Source organism: Pannonibacter carbonis (assembly GCF_003012935.1).
Lineage (GTDB): Bacteria > Pseudomonadota > Alphaproteobacteria > Rhizobiales > Stappiaceae > Pannonibacter > Pannonibacter carbonis.
In genome coordinates, this window is sequence record NZ_PUDR01000002.1 from 431,236 (window position 1) to 451,884 (window position 20,649).

The following is a 20,649-nucleotide window of genomic DNA, read 5'->3' on the forward strand; positions in this document are numbered from 1 at the left end:
AAAAACGTCGATCCGGTAAGCAGTTACGTCCGAATCAATTGCATTTGAATCCACGAGCCGGGTTTTGTCCAGTGGCTGATGGGAAATTTTTGGTTAACGCGGCGCCGTGAACTGGAGGTGGCGCGTTAACCTTTTGCTAAGTGCTTGATATCGGACTCTTAAGCCAGGCAGCGTTCGACAATATCCCGCGTGTCCGTTGACAGGATCGCGGATCCGGCAATGCGTGTCAGGACCCCTTCGGCCAGCCCGGCACGCACTGGCTCGAGCGCCTGCCAGGACCGGAAGGCTGAAACAAGCCTTGCTGCAAGCTGCGGATTACGTTGGTCGAGCCGTTCGACGACATCGCGAAGGAACACGAACCCCGCTCCGTCCGCACGCGTAAACTGGGACTGGTTTCCGGTTGAGAACGCGCCGATCAGCGCCCGCACCCGGTTCGGATTGGACCAATCAAAGGCGGGATGCCGGGTCAGGGCGTCGATCTGCGTCAGGGCCGTGTCCGCCGGGTTGGTTGCTTGAACTGTGAACCATTTGTCCATGGCGAGGGCATGCCCTCCGTGCCGCCTTTCGAAGCTGGCAAGGGCGTCCGGAGCCCCAGCCATCTGTTCATGGACGAGCACGGTCAGAGCGGCCAGACGGTCGGTCATGTTGTCCGCCTCGCGGGCATGCCGCGTGACAATCTCCTCCCGGTCGTCCCGGTCCGAGACAGCCAGGTAACCAAGGCAGAGGCCTTTCAGTGCCCGTTCGCCGGCATCGGCCGCCGACGGGGTGAACGAGCGCCGACCGAGCGCTTCGGCCTCAGCGGCGAAAACCTCGGCATGCGCCCGGCCGATGGCCGAGCGTAGCATCCTGCGTGCCGTCAGGATCGCAACAGGTTCGAGGTCCTTGCCGATTTCCCGCGCCAGATCGGCCTCGCCGGGCAGATTGAGCACCTGGGCCCTGAACGCCGGATCGAGGGCGGTGTTGCACAGGACCTCGCCGAAAGCGGTCACGAGGGCGGTATCGACCGCTGTGGCCTGATCCTGGCGCAGGCCAGCATAGAGCCGCATCAGTTCGCGCGTGGCGAGATCCTGCGCGGCCTGCCAACGGTTGAAGGGATCGCTGTCGTGCCGCAGTTGAAACAGCAGATCAGCCGGAGACTGTGACGCGCTCAAGTTTACAGGTGCGGAAAAGCCGCGCAGCAGGGACAGGACCGGTCGGTTAGAGACGCCATCAAATGTGAAGGTCTGGCTGCGCTGCGAAAGGAGCAGGACATCGCCGCTGGCTTGATGCGTTTCTCGCGGACTAAGGTCAAGATCCTCACCGTTGTTGCCGAGGAAGCCGAAGCGTACCGGGATCAACATGGGCTGCTTGCTGTCCTGGCCCGGTGTCGGTGCCAGGCTCTGGGTCAGGGTCAGTGAGGCCGTACCGTTTTCCGCGTCATGGACGAGGTTTACCTCGACGCGCGGCGTGCCGGACTGGTCGTACCAAAGCGAGAACTGGGTCAGGTCGCGCCCGCTCACTTCTGCAAAACAGTCGAGAAACTGCTCGATGGTCGCCGCATCGCCGTCATGACGGCGGATATAGAGATCCATGCCTTTGCGAAAGTCTGTCTCGCCGAGCAAGGTTTTCAGCATGCGGACGACTTCGGCTCCTTTCTCGTAGACCGTGGCCGTATAGAAATTGTTGATCTCGCGGTAAGCGCGCGGGCGTACCGGATGGGCCAGCGGACCGGCATCCTCCGGAAACTGGTGTGATTTCAGCAAGCGCACATCGGCGATGCGCTTAACCGGGCGCGATCGCATGTCGGAGCTGAACTCCTGGTCGCGGAAGACGGTGAGCCCTTCCTTGAGGCAGAGCTGGAACCAATCACGGCAGGTGATGCGATTGCCGGTCCAGTTGTGGAAATATTCATGCGCGATCACGGCTTCGACATGGGCATAGTCCTGGTCTGTAGCCGTTTCCGGATCGGCCAGAACGTATTTGTCGTTGAAGATATTGAGGCCCTTGTTCTCCATCGCGCCCATGTTGAAGTCGGACACGGCGACGATGTTGAACACGTCGAGATCATACTCGAGGCCGAAGGTCTGCTCGTCCCATGTCATCGAGCGCTTGAGCGAATCCATCGCCCAGGCGCACATGTCCTCCTTGCCCGGCTCGACATAGATGCCAAGCTCGACATTTCGGCCTGAGGCGGTGGTGAAACTGTCCTTCACGCAAGCGAGATTGCCGGCGACGAGGGCAAAGAGATATGCGGGCTTGGGATGCGGGTCATGCCAGACAGCGAAGTGGCGGCCGGTACCCGGCAGCAGGCCGCTTTCCTTGAGGTTGCCATTGCCCAAGAGAACAGAAGCTTCCTCCAACTCCGCTTCGATCCGCGTCGTGTAGACGGTCAGGACATCGGGCCGGTCGAGGAAATAGGTGATCCGCCGGAACCCTTCCGCCTCGCACTGCGTGCAATAGGTGCCCGATGAACGGTAGAGCCCCATCAGCGTGCTGTTGGCATCCGGGTTGATACGGGTTTCGATCTCCAGCCGGAACGGCTCGAATGGCGGGTGCAGCAGCGACAGGGCCGACGGCGTTGCCGAGAAGTCGTCCTCCGAAAGATCGTGTCCGTCAAGCTGCAGGCGTTCCAACTGCAGTCCGTCGCCGTCCAGCGTCAGAGGCGTTCCGGCAGGAGTGCCTTGAGCGCGACGGATCGAGAGCACCGCTTTCACGTAGGTCGAGGTTGGATGCAGGCAGACGTCAAGATCGACCGTATCGATGCAATAGGCGGATGGCCGGTATTCTTCGAGCCGGACAACGGTCTGTTCATGCGTCGACATTGGGTACTCCTGCGGCAGGCGTCGGTGTGCTGCGGTTTAACCAGACGGGCTTCGCTCGTCACGCGGCCTTTTCGATGATCAGACCGAAGCAGGTGGAAGCAAATCCGTCGATGGACAGCTTCATGTGCGGCGCACCATCGGTCCAGCACTGGGTAAGGACCTCCGGCCAGTCGTTGACATAGGGCGGAATGTCGATGAACTGGTCCATCGGTGCCTTGCCGATATCGAAGTTCAGCGGACGAACCTTGTGACCCTGTGCGGTGAGATGTGCGGCCAGGTCCTCGAAGTGCTTCCGCTGGTAGAGAACGGTGCCCCAGTTGTCGAGAGTCTCGCCATCATTCATGAAGTTGAATTCTGTGGTGTGCACAGCGATCCCGCCCGCGCGCAGCGGCTTCAGGGAATTCTCGATGAAATCGATCCCGTGTCTGAGGCTACCCAGATGCTCAAGCGCACAGATCGACCAGGTGAAGTCGAAACCGGTCAGATCGTCTGGAATGGCATTCATGTCCACATAGCGCAGGCTGATATGACGCTCGAACGCCTCTCGCTTTACCAGTTCTGCGCGGAAGGCCTTCTCGATACTGGCTGCATATTCGTTGGTCTTTGACCACACCTTGGCCGCTTCATTGTCCGGCGGCAGGTCGGTCACCAGCACATCCACGCCTTCGCTTGCGAGGAACGAAGGGATTGGCTCCTCGCCGCAGCCAAATCCGAGGCCGCGCTTGCCGGGCTGGATCATGCCATGCTCGTGCAGGGCCTGCAGCACATAGACGAATTCCCAGAGCTTGCGATGGAAGAAGATCGGGATCTGCAGCCGCCCCGCCCAATAGGCTGCCCAGTCGGACTCAAGATCGGTTTGGGTCGAGGCCTTGCTCTCCAGTCCGACATGATGGGCGGACAGGCCGGTCCGCAGCGGCAGGTCAGCGGCCAGCTTGCGGGCAAGGGCGTAGCCCATGTTCTTGATGTTGTAGTGGAGGAACTCGATATCTTTTGTCTTGGCCCACATCGGGTTGATGTTGGGCTGTCCGGTGCCGCGCGTGAGACGGATCCGGTTGTCGAACAGATATTCGGCTGTCCGTTCGACAAAGGCGCGGATGTCCTCGGTGACGGTTGGCTTCTTGAACATGGCGAGGCAATCCGGATTGGAAAAGAGGATGGGATGGAACAGGGTATAGCCGTAGCAGGGCGGGTTGTTCGCGGGCAAGCCTGAACGTGCAGGCTGCAACGTTCGGTTTTGATTGCGCTGCTGCACCCGGAGAGTTATCGCAACGGCTGTCCAAGCTGGCAACCTGACGTGAATCGCGAAGGAGCAGTCCGTGCGTGCACCCCTCGAAGGCATCAAGGTGCTTGAACTCGCCCGTATCCTGGCAGGACCCTGGGCGGGGCAGACCCTGGCTGATCTCGGCGCCGAGGTGATCAAGGTCGAGAGCCCGCAAGGGGACGACACGCGGACCTGGGGACCGCCGTTCGTTGAGCCGACAGATGGCGGCAAGCCGGATGCTGCCTATTTTCATGCCTGCAACCGGGGCAAGCGGTCGATTGCTGTCGACTTCACGACGGCTGAGGGCCAGGACCTTGTTCGCCGTCTCGCCGTGGACACCGATATCCTGATCGAGAACTTCAAGGTCGGCGGTCTGGCGAAATACGGCCTCGATTACGACAGCCTGAAGGCCATTAATCCCAAGCTGATCTATTGCTCGATCACCGGCTTTGGTCAGGATGGGCCCTATGCCCACCGGGCAGGCTACGACTTCATGATCCAGGGCCTTGGCGGCTACATGGATCTGACCGGTGCCGCAGATGGCGAGCCGCAGAAAGTCGGCGTTGCGGTGGCGGATATTTTCACCGGCGTCTACAGCGTCATTGGAATTCTGGCGGCTCTTCGCCGCCGCGACATTACCGGGCAGGGCGAACATATCGACATGGCCCTTCTGGATGCTCAGGTCGGTGTGCTGGCCAACCAGGCCGAGAATTATTTCATCTCGGGAAAGGCGCCGCGCCGCATGGGAAATGCACATCCCAACATCGTGCCCTACCAGGTCTTCGCCACATCCGACGGCCACCTGATCATTGCCTGTGGCAATGACGGCCAGTTCCAGCGCCTGTGCGGCGTGTTGGGGTGTCCGGAACTGGCATCCGACCCTGCCTTTGCCACCAACAGCGCGCGGGTTGCCGCACGCGAAACGCTTGTCCCGAGGCTTGCCGCTCTGACGTTGACCATGACCCGGGACGATCTTCTGGCCCGGCTCGAATGTGTGGGCGTACCGGCTGGTCCAATCAATACCATTGCGGATGTGTTCGAGGATCCCCAGGTTCGTCACAGGGAAATGAAGATCGCCCTGCCGGCGGACGGGGCTGCTGACGGAGCGGTGCCTTCCGTACGGACGCCGATCCGCTTTCGGAACGCGGGACTCGTCCTGGAGCGCGCCGCGCCGCGGCTCGACGAGGATGGCGACGACATTCGTTCAGGACTTGGGCTTTAGAATGCCGCAACGACAGCCTGTTACAAGGAGCATGGTTGCTTTGCCGGCCAATTCGGGACATCCCTCATTGACCTGACCGGTTCGCGGTCCGGTCGATGGGACTGCAAGAGAGGACAAGCACGAGGATGGCGGCACGCCTGCGTTTTCCCTGGCTCCGGCAGGTTCCCCTGACGCGGATCGTCAGCCTCGGCTTTGGCCTGCTGGTCGGCGTTGCCGTGTCGCTGGTCCTGTTCATGATGGTCCAGGCGAATATCCAGAACACGTTCTCGCTCCTGAATGACAAGGCGATCCTGATCATCCAGAGCATGGAGCGGCAGGTTCGCGGCTATCTCGACCAGATGGAAGAGGCTGTTGTTGCGCTGAAGGTCTTGTTCGATGAGGGGCAGATTGACCTTGGCAACAAGGACGATGTGCTAGCCGACCTCTCGGCGGCTCTGGCGGCGAATTCCCGTATTACCGTGCTGCTGATAACCGACGCCGGCGGTGAGACCTATGGCGTCTACAAGGCGCCGAACGGCAAGCTCTGGCCATTCAAGCGGGCATCTGAGGTGCCAGGCGGTATTCAGCATGCCATGCCCGAGACGATGCCGAGTTCACGGCCGGTCTGGGGACCTCTGGTCAGCAATGAGTCCGGTGTCTTTGCCAATGTGACCGTGCCAATTGTCCGGGGCGGCGATCCCGTGGCCTATCTCACTGCCGGAACGTCCATGACCAGCCTTGGGGATGCCGTCCGTGCGCTTGATGAGGGGCCGGATGCGACCACCTTCATCATCACCGGCGAGGGAGATCTGATTGTCCATTCGGACCAGCATCTTCTGCTGACGGGTGGTTCACCGGAAAAGCAGGTGCCATCACCAGTCTTAGAGTTCGGTGATCCGGTCCTGTCAGGCATCCCGACTGGCGAGCACTTCTCGACGTTCCAGAAGGCGGCTGACCTTGGCATCGAGGTGCTCGGCATCGAGGCAAACGGCGAGGAATTCATCCTGATGCGTGTGCCGGTGACCGGCTACAGCAAGACCCCTTGGATGATTGGCCAGTATTTTCGCGGCACGTCGGTGTCCAGGGAAATCCGCCGTTTGTCCGGCTCTGCGGTGGTCGGATTCGGCGCCATGGTGGTGGCCGTTTTGCTGGCGATCTGGTTGGGCCGACGCGTATCCCGGCCTTTGCGCGATATCGCCGAACAGGCCGAGCATGTCGGGCGTCTGGCCCTTGACGACGTCACGCCGCTTCCCCGCAGCCGGGTGAAGGAGGTCGATCAGGTCGCGCTTGCCTTCAATGCCATGGTGATTGGCCTCAAGGCGATGAACACCTATGTGCCGCGCTCCCTGTTCCGCAAGCTGATGCGTCTCGGCATCGACCGGGCCGCGAAGGCACGGGAGGCGGAACTCACCATGCTGTTCAGCGACATCGTCGGGTTTACGGCCGTTTCGGAACACATGTCGGCGGCCGAGACGGCAGAACTCCTCAATGAACATTTCGCGCTGCTGGTTGAGGCTGTCGAAAGCGAGGGCGGCACGGTCGACAAGTTCATCGGCGATGGCATGCTCGCTTTTTGGGGCGCGCCCGATGCCCGCGCCGACCACGCCGTGGCGGCGGTGCGGACATCGCAGCGGATCAGTCATGCGGTGAAAAGCTGGAACCAGCAACAGACCGTCGCCGGACGTCCTGCGATGCATCTGCGGATCGGACTGCATTCAGGGTCAGTCGTGGTGGGCAATGTCGGTGCGCTGGATCGCTGGAACTATACGATTGTCGGCGATGCTGTGAATGTCTGCGAGCGACTGCAGTCGCTGGGCCGCGAGGTTGCCCCGTCGGATGAGGTGGTTATCCTGGCCAGCGAGGACACGATCAACCGCCTGCCGCCGGGTTGCGCCTGCGCCCCGGTCGGGACACACCGTCTGCGCGGCCGTACCGGAGATGTCGAAGTCTGGAAGCTCGATGCGGATGGCGATCCGGAACTGCTGCGCGCCGCCAGTGGGCAAGTGGCTGCGGAATAGGCGTTTTCTCCCCCTGAACCAGTGTGATAGCGATCACACAATCGCCATTTAACCTGTCCGGTGTGGGGATGGTCTGGTATTGGTTGTTGTAAGGTGGCCGCCGGCCACGCTATTGCCTGTTTCACCAACAGTCTCTTGGGGGAGGGACGAAGAGTGAATGTTTTATCGATAAATGGTCTGACAGTCGATTTTCACACGGACGAAGGCGTCACCCGCGCCGTCGATAACGTGTCTTTTGTTGTTCCCCAGAACCGGACCGTGGCCTTGGTGGGCGAGTCTGGATCCGGCAAGACCGTGGTATCGCAGACCATCATGGGACTGTTGCCCTCTGCCGCGCGCATTGCCGCAGGCGAGGTGATCCTGTCTGACCCGACCGGTGTCGACGCCCCCGTCGATATCGCCCAACTTGACCGCAAGGGTTTGCGCATGCGTCACCTGCGCGGCAACAAGGTGGCCATCATTTTCCAGGAGCCGATGACCTCGCTGTCACCGCTCCACACCATCGGCGACCAGATTGGCGAAGCGGCACGGTTGCATCGTGGCGTCGGTCCGGGCGAGGCGCGCGAACTGACCCGCGAGATGCTGCGCCTGGTGCAGTTTCCCGACCCGGCGCGTGCCCTCGATAATTTCGCCTTTGAACTCTCCGGTGGTTTGCGCCAGCGCGCGATGATCGCGATGGCGCTGATCTGCCGCCCGGCCCTCCTGATCGCGGACGAGCCGACGACGGCGCTCGATGTCACGATCCAGGCAGAGATCCTGAAGCTTATCAAGGATGTGCAGGCCGAGCTTGAGATGTCCGTCCTGATGATCACCCATGATTTCGGCGTCGTTGCCAACATGGCGGACGAAGTCGTGGTGATCTATCACGGCCGCATCATGGAGAAGGGCTCGGCCCGGGCGCTGTTTGAAAATCCGCAGCACGATTATCTGAAGGCGCTGCTTAGCGCCGTTCCGCGGTTTGCCATGGACAAGTCGGAGCGGCTGGTTCCAATCCGGCCGATCGCTGTTGAGACCCCGGCGGTCAGCCGTCCGGCCGCTGATGCTCCGGAACTGGCTCCGGGCCAGGCGCTTGTGGAGGTGCGGGACGTCTCCAAACAGTTCTCGATCCGCAAGGGCAGCCTGTTCGGCGGCAAAGCGCGCAGCATGACGGCGCTGGACCGGGTTAATCTGACCATCCGCAAGGGGGAGTGCCTTGGCCTTGTGGGTGAGTCCGGGTCCGGCAAGACGACCCTTGCCAAGGCCATCTTGCGCGCCATTCCGATCAGCGGCGGCAGCATCCACTACAACGGCGGCAAGACCGGCTGCGATGTGGCAAACCTGGAGGGGCCGGCGCTGATGGACTTCCGCCGCAAGGCGCAGTTCATCTTCCAGGACCCGTTCTCCTCGCTCAATCCGCGCATGACGGTGAACGAGATCCTCACCGAGCCCTTGCTCATCCATAACATCAGCACGCCGGTCGAACGGGCGGAACGGGTGCGCGAGTTGATGCGGCTCGTGGGGCTCGATGCGCGCTACCTGCGTCGCTATCCGCACTCCTTCTCGGGTGGCCAGCGCCAGCGCATCGGCATTGCCCGCGCACTGGCGCTCAATCCGGAATTCATCCTGTGCGACGAGCCGACCTCGGCGCTAGATGTATCGGTGCAGGCGCAGATCCTCAATCTACTGCAAGACCTCAAGCGTGATCTCGGACTGACCTATCTCTTCGTCAGCCACAATTTGGCCGTTGTGGACTACATCGCCGACCGTATTGCGGTGATGTGCCGGGGTCGTCTCGTCGAACTGGGGGAAACCCGCGCGGTCATCGCCAATCCGTTGCATCCCTATACGAAAGCCCTGCTGGCCGCCGTGCCGGAGCCGGATCTGGACGCCCCGCTTGATTTCGGTGCGCTCGGCGCACAACGTGCCTCGGACCCTACCTCCTGGCCGGAACCCTTCCGTCTTGGCGACGGCATTGCCCCCGCCCTGGTTGAGCTTGAACCCAATCATTTTGTCTGTGCGCCCGGCCTTGCCGGTGCTGAACGGGAGACTGCCGCATGAAACTCAGGATGGCCCTTGGCCTTCCAGCCCTTGTCTTGGCGGGGTTGTTCGGCGCTCAGGCGCTTGCGTTGGACCTGAAGGAAACGCCAGGGCTGGAGGCGCTTGGCTACACGGGGCTGCCGCCGGTGGCGGAACGGGTTCCGTCTGATCCGCTGGTCGTGGACCTTGAGGCACAAGGCCGCAAGATCGGCAGCGTCGGCGGCACGATCAACACCCTGATCGGCCGCGCCCGAGATGTGCGCCTGATCAACGTCTGGGGCTATGCCCGGCTCGTCGGCTATAACGACAAGCTGGAACTGGTCCCGGACCTGCTCAAGGACGTGACCGTCGAAGAGGGCCGGATCTTCACACTCTCGCTGCGCAAGGGGCACAAGTGGTCTGACGGCGCGCCCTTCACTGCCGAGGACTTCCGCTATTTCTTTGAAGACGTGGTGTCTGACCCGGATCTGACCCCGTCGGGCTTGCCGCCCTTCCTGCTGGCTGGTGGCAAGGGGCCGACGTTCGAGGTCATCGACGAGACCACTGTGCGCTACAGCTGGGACCAGCCGAACCCGCTGTTTCTGGCGGAACTGGCCCTGTCACGCCCGCCCTTCATCTACCGGCCGGCGCATTACCTGAAGCAGTTCCACGCCAAGTACGGTGATCCGGCGGTTATCGCCAAGGGAGTCGAGGCGCAGAAGGTGCGCGGCTGGGCGCCGCTGCACAACAAGCTCGACGACATGTACAACGCGATGAACCCGGATCTGCCGTCTCTGCAGCCCTGGATCCGTCGCACAGCCGACAGCGACCAGCGCTTCGTACTCGTCCGCAACCCGTTCTATCATCGGGTGGATCCGGCCGGTCAGCAGTTGCCCTATGTCGACAAGGTCATCATGACCGTGGCCGATGGCAAGCTGATCCCTGCCAAGACCCAGGCCGGCGAAGTTGAGCTTCAGGCCCGCAACCTGTCCTTCTCCGATATCACGGTGCTGAAGCAGGGCGAGGCCCAGCACGGCTACCGCACGCTGTTGTGGCCCAATTCCAAGGGCTCGGAGATCTCGCTGCTGCCGAACCTGACGGTCAAGGACCCGGTCTGGCGTGAACTTTTGCGCGACACCCGCTTTCGCCGCGCCCTGTCGCTCGGCATCGACCGCGACATGATCAACAACGTCCTCTACTTCGGGCTCGGCCAGGCCGGCAATGACACGGTGCTGAGCATGAGCCCGCTGTTCAAGGACGAGTACAAGACCCTGTGGGCCGAGCATGACATCGAGAAGGCCAATGCGCTGCTCGACGAGATCGGCCTTTCCAAGCGCCGCGGAGACGGCATTCGCCTGCTGCCGGATGGACGTCCGCTGGAGATCATCATTGAGACCAACGGCGAGAGCCAGACCGAAGTCGATGCGCTCGAACTGGTGGCCGAAACCTGGAAGGAAATTGGCGTCAAGCTGTTTGCCAAGCCAAGCCAGCGGGATGTCATCCGTGACCGGGCCATGGCCGGCGAACTGGTGATGTCCGTGAGCACCGGCTTCGAGAACGGCATCCCGACCGCAGACATGCCGCCCACCGACTACGTGCCGGCGCGCGGCGACCAGCTGACCTGGCCGACCTGGGGGGATTACCTCGAGACAGCCGGCAAAGGCGGCGAGAAGCCCGACTGGGCTCCGGCTGCGCGTCTCAGCGAGCTCTACCAGGGCTGGTTTACCGCCGCTGATACGTCGGCGCGTGAGACCATCTGGCAGGAGATCCTCCAGATCCATGCCGATGAGACCATCCACATCGGTCTCGTTTCGGAAGTGCCGCAGCCTGTCGTGGTCAAGGGCCTCGAGAACGTGCCGGACGAAGCCATCTACGGCTGGGATCCGGGCGCACAGTTCGGCATTCACCGTATGGATGAATTCTGGCTTTCCAGCGCCGCAAAGTGACTAGGCCAGGGTGACGGGACCTTCCCGTCACCTCTGACCCGTGGGGGACCCAATGCTCATTTACATCCTGCGCCGGATCCTGACGATGATCCCGACGCTGCTTGTGATCAGCTTTCTCATTTTCTTCATTATCGAGCTGCCGACCGGGGATTACATCTCCAACCAGATTGCCGTGCTGCGCTCGACCGGAGAGGCGTCCTCCATCGCCAAGCTGGAATTCCTGCGCGCCGAGTTTGCGCTGGACCGGCCCTTTTTCGAACGGTTCCTGATCTGGATCGGCCTGTGGCCAGGGCCGCATGGGTTTGACGGGCTGATCCAGGGCAACTGGGGCTGGTCGTTCGAGTTCGACAAGCCGGTGCAGGCCGTTGTCGGCCCGACCTTGCCGCTGACCATTGTGCTTAACGCAGCGACGATCCTGTTCGTCTATATCGTGTCTTTCCCGATCGGCATTTACTCGGCCACCCGACAGTATTCCTGGGGCGATTACGGCTTCACGTTCCTCGGCTACATCGGCCTTGCAACGCCCAACTTCCTGCTCGGTCTGATCCTTCTTTACTTCTTCAACAAGTGGTTTGGCCTGTCTGTCGGCGGCCTTATGGCGCCGCAGTACATCGATCAACCCTGGAGCTTCGACAAGGCGATGTCGGTGCTCGCCCATCTCATTGTGCCAACGATCGTTATTGGAACATCCGGCACTGCGGCGATGATCCGGCGCCTACGCGCCAATCTTCTTGACGAACTGCACAAGCAATATGTCACGACGGCCCGGGCCAAGGGCCTGTCCGAAGGACGGCTGCTGATGAAATATCCGCTGCGCATGGCGCTCAACCCGTTCATTTCCGATATCGGCAACCTGATCCCCTCGATGGTGTCCGGCTCGGTGATCGTGTCCGTGGTGCTCAACCTGCCGACGGTCGGCCCGGTTCTCCTCAACGCCCTGCAGGCGCAGGACCAGTTTCTTGCCGGTTTCATCCTCATGTTCGTCGCGGTTCTGACGTTGGTTGGTATGCTCATTTCGGATATCCTTCTCGCCATCCTGGATCCGCGCATCCGTCTGGGCGGGAGGGCCGCGACATGACCGGCCCTCAGCATCCCGGTGATGCGTCGGAGCACTACGTCGATCCGGCACCGTTTAATCCGCACGTGACCCGCGAGCTGACGGCCGAACAGGAGCGTTACTTCCAGGCCTCGCAATGGCAGATCATGTGGTGGAAATTCCGCCGCCATCGCGTCGCCGTTTGGTCGGCGGTGGTCCTGATCTTGTTTTATCTCTGCGTTCCCTTTGCAGAGGTCATTGCCCCCTATGAGGCCAATACGCGCGATTCCAAGTTCCTGTTTGCGCCGCCACAGGGCGTGCATCTCTTCCATGAGGGCTCGCTGCGCACGCCTTTCGTCTATCCGATGAAGGCGAAGATCGACATGAACACGCTGCAGTGGACCTATCAGCAGGACCGCAGCAAGCCGATGCCGCTGCGGTTCTTCTGCTCCGGCGACAAGTACGAGTTCTGGGGACTGTTCAAGGCCGACTTCCATCTGGTATGTCCGCCCAAGGGCGGCTCTTTCTACCTGCTCGGCACCGACCGGCTTGGACGCGACCAATTCTCGGGCCTGATCTACGGGGCCCGCTTGTCCCTGACGGTCGGCCTGGTCGGTGTTGCCATTTCGATCCTGCTCGGGCTGTTCTTCGGCGGAATTGCGGGCTACTTCGGCGGCATTGTCGACAGCCTGATCCAGCGGCTGATCGAGATCATGCGCTCTTTGCCTGAACTCCCCCTCTGGATGGCGCTGTCGGCCGCCCTGCCGGTCACGTGGAACCCGGTCTGGATTTATTTCGGCATCACCGTCATTCTCGGTCTGCTCGACTGGCCGGGGCTTGCCCGTGCGGTGCGGTCCAAGCTTCTGTCGCTGCGGGAGGAAGAATACGCCCAGGCTGCCATGCTGATGGGGGCAAAACCGTCCCGAGTCATTTCCAAACATTTGTTGCCAGGCTTCACCAGCCACATCATCGCTTCTGCCACCCTGTCGATCCCGGGCATGATCTTGGGCGAAACAGCCCTGTCCTTTCTCAATCTCGGCCTGCGCCGCCCGTCGGTGTCCTGGGGCGTGATGCTGAACGAGGCACAGAACATCTCGGTTGTCACGATCTATCCCTGGCTGATGGCGCCGGTCATCCCCATCATCATCGTCGTGCTGGCCTTCAATTTCCTGGGGGATGGTTTGCGTGATGCGGCCGATCCCTATAAGTGAAACGGCAAATCAGGTTTGATCAGGCCGTCAGGGCCGTGGAGTGTGTCATGTCGAAGAATGCAAGCACCGCAGAAGGCTGGGATGAGGAATACGCAGCTGGCCGCTGGGCCTTCCTGCGTGACCTGCCCGAGAGCGGCCGCTATGGCATCATCGGCATGTGGCTGATGCTCAACCGTGCCTTCGACAAGGTTCTGGATATCGGTTGCGGCGAAGGTCTGCTCTATGAGCGTCTCGCCCCGCTCGGCCTCAAGCACTACGTCGGCGTGGACCTTGCTCCGAAGGCGCTTGATATCGCCAATGTCGACCCGTCCATCGCCTCGCTGCGCGCGGGCGACATGCATACGTTCGAGCCGGCTGCGGATGAGCGCTTCAACGCGATTGTCTTCAACGAGGTGCTGCATTTCGCCGAGGATCCGGGTGCCGTTGTCGCCCGTTACATCCCCTGGCTGGCCGAGGATGGTGTCATCGCCCTGTCTATGTATTCGCCCAAGCGTCCGGAATCTGGTGCCAACAAGCTGATCGCCCGCCTCTGGGAGGCGACCGATGACACCAGTCGCTGGGTCGTCCTTGATGATTACCGCCTCGTCTCCGACAAGAAGGGCGTCACCTGGCGCATGCGTCTGGTCAAGCCCGTTCGCTGACGCTTCTGGTTCCCTGTCAGATCCGCTTTCGGTCACCACGACTGCGTTTCAAAAGCGCCGCAGCCTCGAGCCAGAAGTTGCGGCGTTTTTTCATGCGTTGACCTGTTCCCGTGTGGCTCTCGCCGCCAGGACAGCGTCGAGCTTGGGTGCCGAGGCGACCAGAAGCCGCGTGTATGGATGCTGTGGCGCATCGAAAACAGCACCGGTCGCCCCCCGCTCGACAATCTCGCCGGCATTCATCACCAGGACCGTGTCGGTGATCGCGCGCACCACGCTGAGATCGTGTGAGATGAACAGATAGCTGAGACCATACTGGTCCTGCAGGCGTGCGAAGAGATCGAGGATCTGCGCCCGGATCGACACATCCAGTGCCGAGACCGGTTCATCGGCTACGATCAGACGGGGCCGTGTCACCAGCGCCCGGGCGATGGCTATTCTCTGGCGCTGACCACCGGAGAATTCGTGCGGATATTTCCCGCCATCCTTCGGGGTCAGGCCGACGGAAACCAGCGCCTCACTTACCCTGAGGCGCTTCTCCGTGCCCGAGAGCTCCGGCAGCAGATACAGCGGCTCGGCGATGGCCCGTGCAACGGTCTGGCGCGGATCAAAGCTGCCATAGGGGTCCTGAAACACCACCTGCACCTTGCGCCGGAGATCGCGCAAAGCCTGGCCGGTAAGACCATGCGGATCTTCCCCGTCGAGACGGATATGGCCGCCGTTCGGAGATTGCAGGCCGAGGATGGTCCTGGCCAGGGTCGACTTGCCACAACCGGACTCCCCGACCAGCCCGACGCTTTCGCCGGCCCCGACCGTGAAGCTGACATCCGACACGGCGCGAAGCCGTCCTTGCCGGCCGGTCAGCTGGGCCATTAGGCCCTGACCGGACAGCTTGTAATCAACGACGAGCCGGTTGACTTCCAGCAGAGTATTCCGGGTCTGCGGCTGCACCCGTGTGGCCAGCCGGTCCGGAACATGGGCGGAAGCCGCCATCAGCGCGCGGGAGTAGGGCGCCCTGAAGCCACGGAACAGGGCTGTTGTCGGGCCACTTTCCACCTCGCGGCCGTCCTTCAGGATCATGACCCGGTCCGCCATGTCGGCAACGACCGCCAGGTCATGGCTGATCAGCAGCAGCGACAGCCGGTCTTCGCGGACGATTTCCTTCAGAAGGTCGAGGATCTGCGCCTGAATCGTCACGTCCAGCGCCGTGGTCGGCTCGTCGGCGATGATGAGGCGCGGCCGGCAAGCCATCGCCATGGCGATGACGACACGCTGTCTCTGTCCGCCGGACAGCTCGTGCGGATAGCGCTGCGGCGACACCCGGTCACCCGAAAGCCCGACCCGCTCCAGCAGGCGTCCGGCCTCGCGCGCTGAATTGGCCCGGTCTTCCTTGCCATGCACCACGAGGCTTTCGGCGACCTGCGCGCCGATGGTCTTCACTGGGTTCAGCGCCGTCATCGGCTCCTGGAACACCATGGAAATGGCATTGCCGCGGATCGCGCACATCTGCGCCTCGCTCAAGCCCACCAGATCGCGGCCCTCCAGCCGGATCGCGCCGCTGAGCCGTGACCCATGCGGCAGAAGGCGCAAGATCGACAGCGCCGTCAGCGACTTGCCGGACCCGCTTTCCCCGACGAGGCCGAGAACCTCGCCGGTTCGAATGGTCAGCGACAGGTCCGTCAGGATCGGCACGGAACCAATCGACAGGTTCACCCGATCCAGTTCGAGCAACGGGCTCATGCCGTCCTCCGCCGCAGGCGCGGATCCGTCAGGTCGCGCAGTCCGTCACCCAGGAGGTTCAGACCGATCACGGTGATGATGATGGCAAGGCCGGGATAGAGCGCCAGCTGCGGCGCGAAGGCCATCATGGTCTGGGCCTCGTTCAGCATCCGGCCCCAGCTGGTCAGCGGCGGCTGCGCCCCCAGCCCGACATAGGACAGACCCGCCTCTGCAAGGATACCGAGGGAAAACTGGATGCTCGCCTGCACGATCAGAAGGCTGGCGATGTTGGGCAGGATGTGCTCGAGCGTCACCCGCCCCTCGCCCTTTCCTGCCACCCGGGCGGCCATCAGATACTCGCGTGAGGACAGCGCCAGCGCCGCCCCGCGCGCCACCCGGGCAAAGACCGGTATGTTGAAGATGCCGATGGCAAGGATCGCATTGAACGCGCCCGGCCCCATCAGCGCCGTGATCAGAACTGCCGACAGCAGGGCAGGGAAGGCAAAGACCAGATCGTTGAAGCGCATCACCGCTTCATCAAGGATCCCGCCGCGCCGCGCCGCCAGCAGCCCGAGCGGCAGGCCGACGCCAAGGCCGATGCCGACGGCCACAAGCGCCACCGCAATCGAGGTGCGTGCGCCGACCATCAGCATCGACAGGAGATCGCGGCCGTACTGATCGGTGCCCAGAAGATGTGCGGCTGAAGGCCCCTGCAGCTTGGCCGCCACATTGAGCGTGTCGATGGCATGCGGTGTCCAGACCAGTGACACGGCCGCCGAAAGGGCGACAAGGCCGCTGATCACGGCACCGATGACGAAGGATGTGTGCGCCCGCGTCATGCCTTCCGCCTCAGTCTTGGGTCAACGAGCGCATAGGCGATGTCGACCAGGAACGTGACGAGAATGACCAGTCCGACGAGGAGCACCACGACGCTCTTCACCACGATCAGGTCTCGCTGGGTGATGGCCTGAAAGATCAGCCGGCCGATACCAGGCAGGTAGAACACGTTTTCGATGATGATCGTGCCGGTGATGAGAAAGGCGAACTGCAGCCCGAGAATGGTCAGCACCGGGATCAGCGCATTGCGCAGCGCATGGCCCCACAGTGCCGCCCGCTGGCTGAGGCCCTTGGCCCGGGCGGTGCGGATGTAATCCTCGCCCAGCGTGTCGATCAGCGCCGAACGCATCACCCGCGTCAGGATCGCCGCCTGCGGCAGCGCAAGCGCGATGGCCGGCAGCATCAGGGCCGTCAGCGCCGCTCCAGGCCCGGCTTGCCAGCCGGGGAAGCCGCCGGAAGGCACCAGCCGGAGGGTCACGGCGAAAACATAGACCAGCAGCATGGCAAACCAGAAATTCGGAATGGCGATGCCGACCTGTGTCAGCGCCATCAGGCCCGTATCGGTCGTCTGGCCGCGCCGGCTCGCCGCCCATACGCCGGCGGGCAGGGCCAGTACGACCGCAAGGGTCAGGGCCATCAGCGCCAGCGGCAGTGTCACGGGCAATCTCGCCGCGACAAGCTCGCGCACGGGAACAGAATAGGTGTAGCTGACGCCAAGATCGCCGGTGGCCAGCCCGCCAAGCCAGACGAAGAAACGCTCGATGACGGGCCGGTTCAGTCCCATCTGCTCGCGCAGTGCCTGGACCGTGTCCTCGCGTGCCTCCAGCCCCAGCATCAGCCGCGCCGGGTCGCCGGGCAGGACTTCCAGCACGACAAACACCACCAGCGCCGCCAGCAGCAGCGTCAGGCCAAGACTGATCAGCCGGCGGATCAGGAAGTGCGCCATGCTACCTCCCGCCGCCCGGCTGCTGCTGCGCACCCCGGGTTCCCCAAGTCCCTGCCCATGTCCTTGCCCAACTAACTGCCCCAGTCCCTTTCAAGTCTCTTTGGCATCCCGTGTCTCGCCCCAGACCCGGATACCCGCTCGGTTCGCTCATCCCGTCAGACATCCGGCCAGCCACGCGGTGCCGGCCGGATGCGTCAGGGGCGGCGTCAGAATTCAGTCTTCCCAGTACACGCCGGTCAGATCATTCGCCTGCACCGGAGCATTTTCCCAAAGTCCCTTCAGCTTGGCGTCCCACACGCCGGTCTTGGCGAGCTGGAACAGGTAACCGTTGACGGCATCCTTGGCGATGATCTCCTGCGCCTCGCCATAGAGCTCATTGCGCGCTGCCGGATCGCTGGTTGCCTCGAGTTTCGCCATCAGCGCCTTCAGCTCAGGGTTCTGGTAATTGAAGTAATAGTCATCCCGGGCATAGATGTTGATGTCGTTTGCCTCGGTGTGGGACACGATGGTCAGATCGTAGTCCTTGCCCTTGAACACCTGTTCCAGCCACTGCGCCCATTCCAGCGGGATCAGCTCCAGTTCAATGCCGATTTTCTTCAGGTCGGACGCCAGGATCTCGCCGCCACGGCGGGCATAGGTCGGGGGCGGCAGCTTCAGCGTTGCCTTGAAGCCATTGGCCAGCCCTGCCTCGGCCATCAGCGCCTTGGCCTTTTCCAGATCCTGCGGATAGGTCGAGGTCATGTCCTTGTAGGCAGGATGGTGCGGGGCAAAATGCGATCCGATCGGCGTGCCATAGCCGAACATGGCCCCGTCGATGATTGCCTTGCGGTCGATCGCATGGGCAATGGCCTGGCGCACCTTGAGGTTCGAGAACGGTTCGCGCGCGTTGTTGGTCGACAGGATGGTCTCGCCCTCCGTCGTGCCCACCACCACGGCAAAGCGCGGGTCGGCGGCGAACTGCGGCAGGTTTTCCGGCGCGTTGAAGATCGGGAACCCGTCCACGTCCCCGGCCATCATCGCCGAGAAGGCGGCAGCGTTGTCGGCAATCACCTTGAAGGTCGCCTTCTCCAGCTTTACCGGCGTTCCCCAGTAGTCGGGGCTGCGCGTCAGGTCCACCTTGTCGCCCTGCACCCACTGGCCGAAGCGGAAGGGGCCGGTGCCCACCGGCTTGGCCTTGTTCTCGGCGGCCGTCTCCGGTGCCACGATCACGGCGTCGCCAGTGCCGAGGAACGTCAGGAAGTCGCCAACCGGCTGTTTTAGCGTCACCTTGACTTCGGTCGGGCTGACCACCTCGACGGCTTCGATCTGCTCGAACTTGGCCTTCTGCGCATTGGCGCTGTCAGCAGCCTTGCCGCGCTCGAGCGAGAACTTCACGTCGTCAGCGTTGAAGTCCGACCCGTCGTGGAACTTCACGCCATCGCGAAGCTTGAAAGTGTAGGTCTTGCCGTCCTCGGATATTGTCCAGCTTTCCGCCAGAACCGGCTTTACCGAGCCGTCCCGGTCAACCTGGGTCAGGCCCTCGAACAGGTTGATGAAGACCACTTCGTCGATGGCTGCCGCCGCGCCGGCGGTCGGGTCGAGATGCGGCGGCTCCAGCCGCACACCCAGCGTCACGCTGGTCTTGGCAGCTTCCGCCGGGCCTGCGCCCAGAAATGCCAGCACGGACAGGCCGGCCAGCGCCGCAGCACGCAGATGCGATCCTCGGTATTGCATCATGTCCTCTCTCCCCTCGTTTGGCCGGTCCGGCGTTCAGCCATGTCCCGACAACAATGCATGCGCGGCCTGCGCCATGACCCGGGCGCTGTCGACCATATCGTCGATCACGACAAACTCGTCCGGGCGGTGGGCCAGGTCCAGAATGCCCGGCCCATAAGCGATACAGTCATGCAGATGCCCGATCCGGGCAATGTGCTTCTGGTCGTAGCTGCCCGGCGAAATCACATAATCCGCCGGCCGGTCCAGCACCGATTCAATGGCGTCTGCCACCGCCCGCACCACGGGTGCCTGCCGGTCTGTCATGGTCGGAATGACTTCCAGCAGATCCTTCAGCGAGTACTTGAAGCCCTGCCGGGTCGTGCTCAGCCGGTCGAGGATGGAGACGACCTCGCCCTTCACCTCGTCCAGGTGCTCCTCGATCAGGAAACGCCGGTCGATCACCATCCGGCAGCTGTCGGGCACACAGGGGCTCGGCAGCCCCTCGAAGCCTTCCGGCTGGCCGCCGTGGATGGAGTTGATGTTCAGCGTCGAGGACTTCGCCCCTTCGGGCACCACGGGCATCGAGGTGTGTTTGGCCGCAAGCTTTGGGTAAAGCTCATGCTCGAAAGCGTCCATCACCGCGCCCATGTGGCGCACGGCGCAATCGCCCAGGAAGGGCATGGAGCCATGCGCGATGGAGCCATGCGTTTCGATCTCCGCCCACCACACGCCCCGGTGTCCAAGGCAGATCCGGTCCTTGTTGAGCGGTTCGGGGATGATCACGTGGTCGACGCGGGGCTTCGAAAACAGCCCCATGCGGGCCAGGTGCGCCACGCCGCCAAGACCGCCGGACTCCTCGTCCACTGTGCCGGAAATTTCCAGCACGCCGTTGAAGTCCGGCCACAGCTCGATCAACGCCTCCACCGCGATGATTGACGCGGCCAGCCCGCCCTTCATGTCGCAGGTGCCCCGCCCGTAGACCTTGCCGTCGCGCACCAGTCCGCCGAACGGCTCCACCGTCCAGCCATGCCCGGCCTCCACGACATCGATATGCGAGTTGAAATGCACGCAAGGACCTGGCCTTGCGCCAGCGCGCCGGGCAATCACATTCGTGCGCGGGTGGCGGTCGCTGTCGCCGGGGGTGTTTTCGGCCCGGATATAGGCAATCTCGAAGCCGCGCCGCCGCAGGCGTTCGCCGATCAGCTGCGCGCAGGGCGTGTAATCTTCGCCGGGAGGGTTGATCGTCGGGATGCGAACCAGATCCTGCGTCAACGCGACAAGTTCGGCGCGTTTGCCTTCGATCCTTGCATGCAATGCTGCCAGCATACCCCACCCCGGACCTTGC

The 20,649-nt window shown here is 62.6% G+C and carries 14 protein-coding genes; 7 read left to right on the forward strand and 7 right to left on the reverse strand.

Annotated elements, in window-relative coordinates; translation table 11 throughout:
• Window positions 1-158: 158 nt before the first annotated feature.
• Complete coding sequence (gene pepN, locus C8348_RS04205; protein WP_106751992.1) at window positions 159-2,801, reverse strand: aminopeptidase N; 2,643 nt, start codon at window positions 2,799-2,801, stop codon at window positions 159-161.
• A gap of 58 nt (window positions 2,802-2,859) precedes the next feature.
• Window positions 2,860-3,927 (reverse strand): class I SAM-dependent methyltransferase, encoded by a 1,068-nt coding sequence (locus C8348_RS04210; RefSeq protein ID WP_157950376.1) that lies wholly within the window; start codon window positions 3,925-3,927, stop codon window positions 2,860-2,862.
• Between the two features lie 190 nt (window positions 3,928-4,117).
• Here C8348_RS04210 and C8348_RS04215 point away from each other — a divergent pair, with 190 nt between their 5' ends.
• The 7 genes from C8348_RS04215 (at window position 4,118) to C8348_RS04245 (ending at window position 14,110) form a co-directional block, all read left to right on the forward strand.
• On the forward strand, window positions 4,118-5,284 hold the full coding sequence (locus C8348_RS04215) for a CaiB/BaiF CoA transferase family protein (RefSeq protein WP_106751994.1): 1,167 nt from the start codon (window positions 4,118-4,120) through the stop codon (window positions 5,282-5,284).
• A gap of 125 nt (window positions 5,285-5,409) precedes the next feature.
• Window positions 5,410-7,281: an adenylate/guanylate cyclase domain-containing protein gene (locus C8348_RS04220; protein ID WP_106751995.1), complete on the forward strand. Its 1,872-nt coding sequence runs from the start codon at window positions 5,410-5,412 to the stop codon at window positions 7,279-7,281.
• Window positions 7,282-7,434: 153 nt separating this feature from the next.
• Entirely contained in the window at window positions 7,435-9,318 is a 1,884-nt protein-coding gene (locus C8348_RS04225; protein ID WP_106751996.1) for an ABC transporter ATP-binding protein, read from the forward strand.
• Window positions 9,315-11,222, forward strand: a complete 1,908-nt coding sequence (locus tag C8348_RS04230) for an ABC transporter substrate-binding protein (protein ID WP_106751997.1) — start codon at window positions 9,315-9,317, stop codon at window positions 11,220-11,222. The genes C8348_RS04225 and C8348_RS04230 overlap by 4 nt, the downstream gene beginning before the upstream one ends.
• 52 nt (window positions 11,223-11,274) lie before the next feature.
• Window positions 11,275-12,300, forward strand: coding sequence for an ABC transporter permease (locus C8348_RS04235; protein WP_106751998.1), 1,026 nt, complete (start codon window positions 11,275-11,277; stop codon window positions 12,298-12,300).
• Window positions 12,297-13,469, forward strand: coding sequence for an ABC transporter permease (locus tag C8348_RS04240; protein ID WP_106751999.1), 1,173 nt, complete (start codon window positions 12,297-12,299; stop codon window positions 13,467-13,469). The genes C8348_RS04235 and C8348_RS04240 overlap by 4 nt, the downstream gene beginning before the upstream one ends.
• Before the next feature lie 47 nt (window positions 13,470-13,516).
• Window positions 13,517-14,110 carry a class I SAM-dependent methyltransferase gene (locus tag C8348_RS04245; protein WP_106752000.1) on the forward strand — a complete coding sequence of 198 codons (594 nt, stop codon included), beginning with the start codon at window positions 13,517-13,519 and terminating at the stop codon, window positions 14,108-14,110.
• 90 nt (window positions 14,111-14,200) lie between these two features.
• Here the strand turns inward: C8348_RS04245 and C8348_RS04250 are convergent, their stop codons facing one another.
• The 5 genes from C8348_RS04250 to C8348_RS04270 all read right to left on the reverse strand — a co-directional run bounded on the left by C8348_RS04250 (window position 14,201) and on the right by C8348_RS04270 (window position 20,630).
• Window positions 14,201-15,847, reverse strand: coding sequence for an ABC transporter ATP-binding protein (locus C8348_RS04250; RefSeq protein WP_106752001.1), 1,647 nt, complete (start codon window positions 15,845-15,847; stop codon window positions 14,201-14,203).
• A complete protein-coding gene (locus C8348_RS04255; RefSeq protein ID WP_106752002.1) occupies window positions 15,844-16,665 on the reverse strand; it encodes an ABC transporter permease in 822 nt (273 codons plus the stop codon). Before C8348_RS04255 ends, C8348_RS04250 begins: the two co-directional genes overlap by 4 nt.
• A complete protein-coding gene (locus C8348_RS04260; RefSeq protein ID WP_106752003.1) occupies window positions 16,662-17,609 on the reverse strand; it encodes an ABC transporter permease in 948 nt (315 codons plus the stop codon). Before C8348_RS04260 ends, C8348_RS04255 begins: the two co-directional genes overlap by 4 nt.
• 213 nt (window positions 17,610-17,822) lie before the next feature.
• Window positions 17,823-19,325, reverse strand: coding sequence for an ABC transporter substrate-binding protein (locus tag C8348_RS04265; protein WP_106752004.1), 1,503 nt, complete (start codon window positions 19,323-19,325; stop codon window positions 17,823-17,825).
• Window positions 19,326-19,358: 33 nt separating this feature from the next.
• Entirely contained in the window at window positions 19,359-20,630 is a 1,272-nt protein-coding gene (locus C8348_RS04270) for an acetylornithine deacetylase/succinyl-diaminopimelate desuccinylase family protein (RefSeq protein WP_106752005.1), read from the reverse strand.
• Window positions 20,631-20,649 lie beyond the last annotated feature (19 nt).

Coding starts and splice junctions, on each gene's coding strand:
- C8348_RS04235 (WP_106751998.1), top strand. CDS start 11,275: ATGCTCATTTACATCCTGCGCCGGATCCTGACGATGATCCCGACGCTG.
- C8348_RS04255 (WP_106752002.1), bottom strand. CDS start 16,665: ATGACGCGGGCGCACACATCCTTCGTCATCGGTGCCGTGATCAGCGGC.
- C8348_RS04250 (WP_106752001.1), bottom strand. CDS start 15,847: ATGAGCCCGTTGCTCGAACTGGATCGGGTGAACCTGTCGATTGGTTCC.
- pepN (WP_106751992.1), bottom strand. CDS start 2,801: ATGTCGACGCATGAACAGACCGTTGTCCGGCTCGAAGAATACCGGCCA.
- C8348_RS04220 (WP_106751995.1), top strand. CDS start 5,410: ATGGCGGCACGCCTGCGTTTTCCCTGGCTCCGGCAGGTTCCCCTGACG.
- C8348_RS04240 (WP_106751999.1), top strand. CDS start 12,297: ATGACCGGCCCTCAGCATCCCGGTGATGCGTCGGAGCACTACGTCGAT.
- C8348_RS04210 (WP_157950376.1), bottom strand. CDS start 3,927: ATGTTCAAGAAGCCAACCGTCACCGAGGACATCCGCGCCTTTGTCGAA.
- C8348_RS04230 (WP_106751997.1), top strand. CDS start 9,315: ATGAAACTCAGGATGGCCCTTGGCCTTCCAGCCCTTGTCTTGGCGGGG.
- C8348_RS04260 (WP_106752003.1), bottom strand. CDS start 17,609: ATGGCGCACTTCCTGATCCGCCGGCTGATCAGTCTTGGCCTGACGCTG.
- C8348_RS04270 (WP_106752005.1), bottom strand. CDS start 20,630: ATGCTGGCAGCATTGCATGCAAGGATCGAAGGCAAACGCGCCGAACTT.
- C8348_RS04265 (WP_106752004.1), bottom strand. CDS start 19,325: ATGATGCAATACCGAGGATCGCATCTGCGTGCTGCGGCGCTGGCCGGC.
- C8348_RS04245 (WP_106752000.1), top strand. CDS start 13,517: ATGTCGAAGAATGCAAGCACCGCAGAAGGCTGGGATGAGGAATACGCA.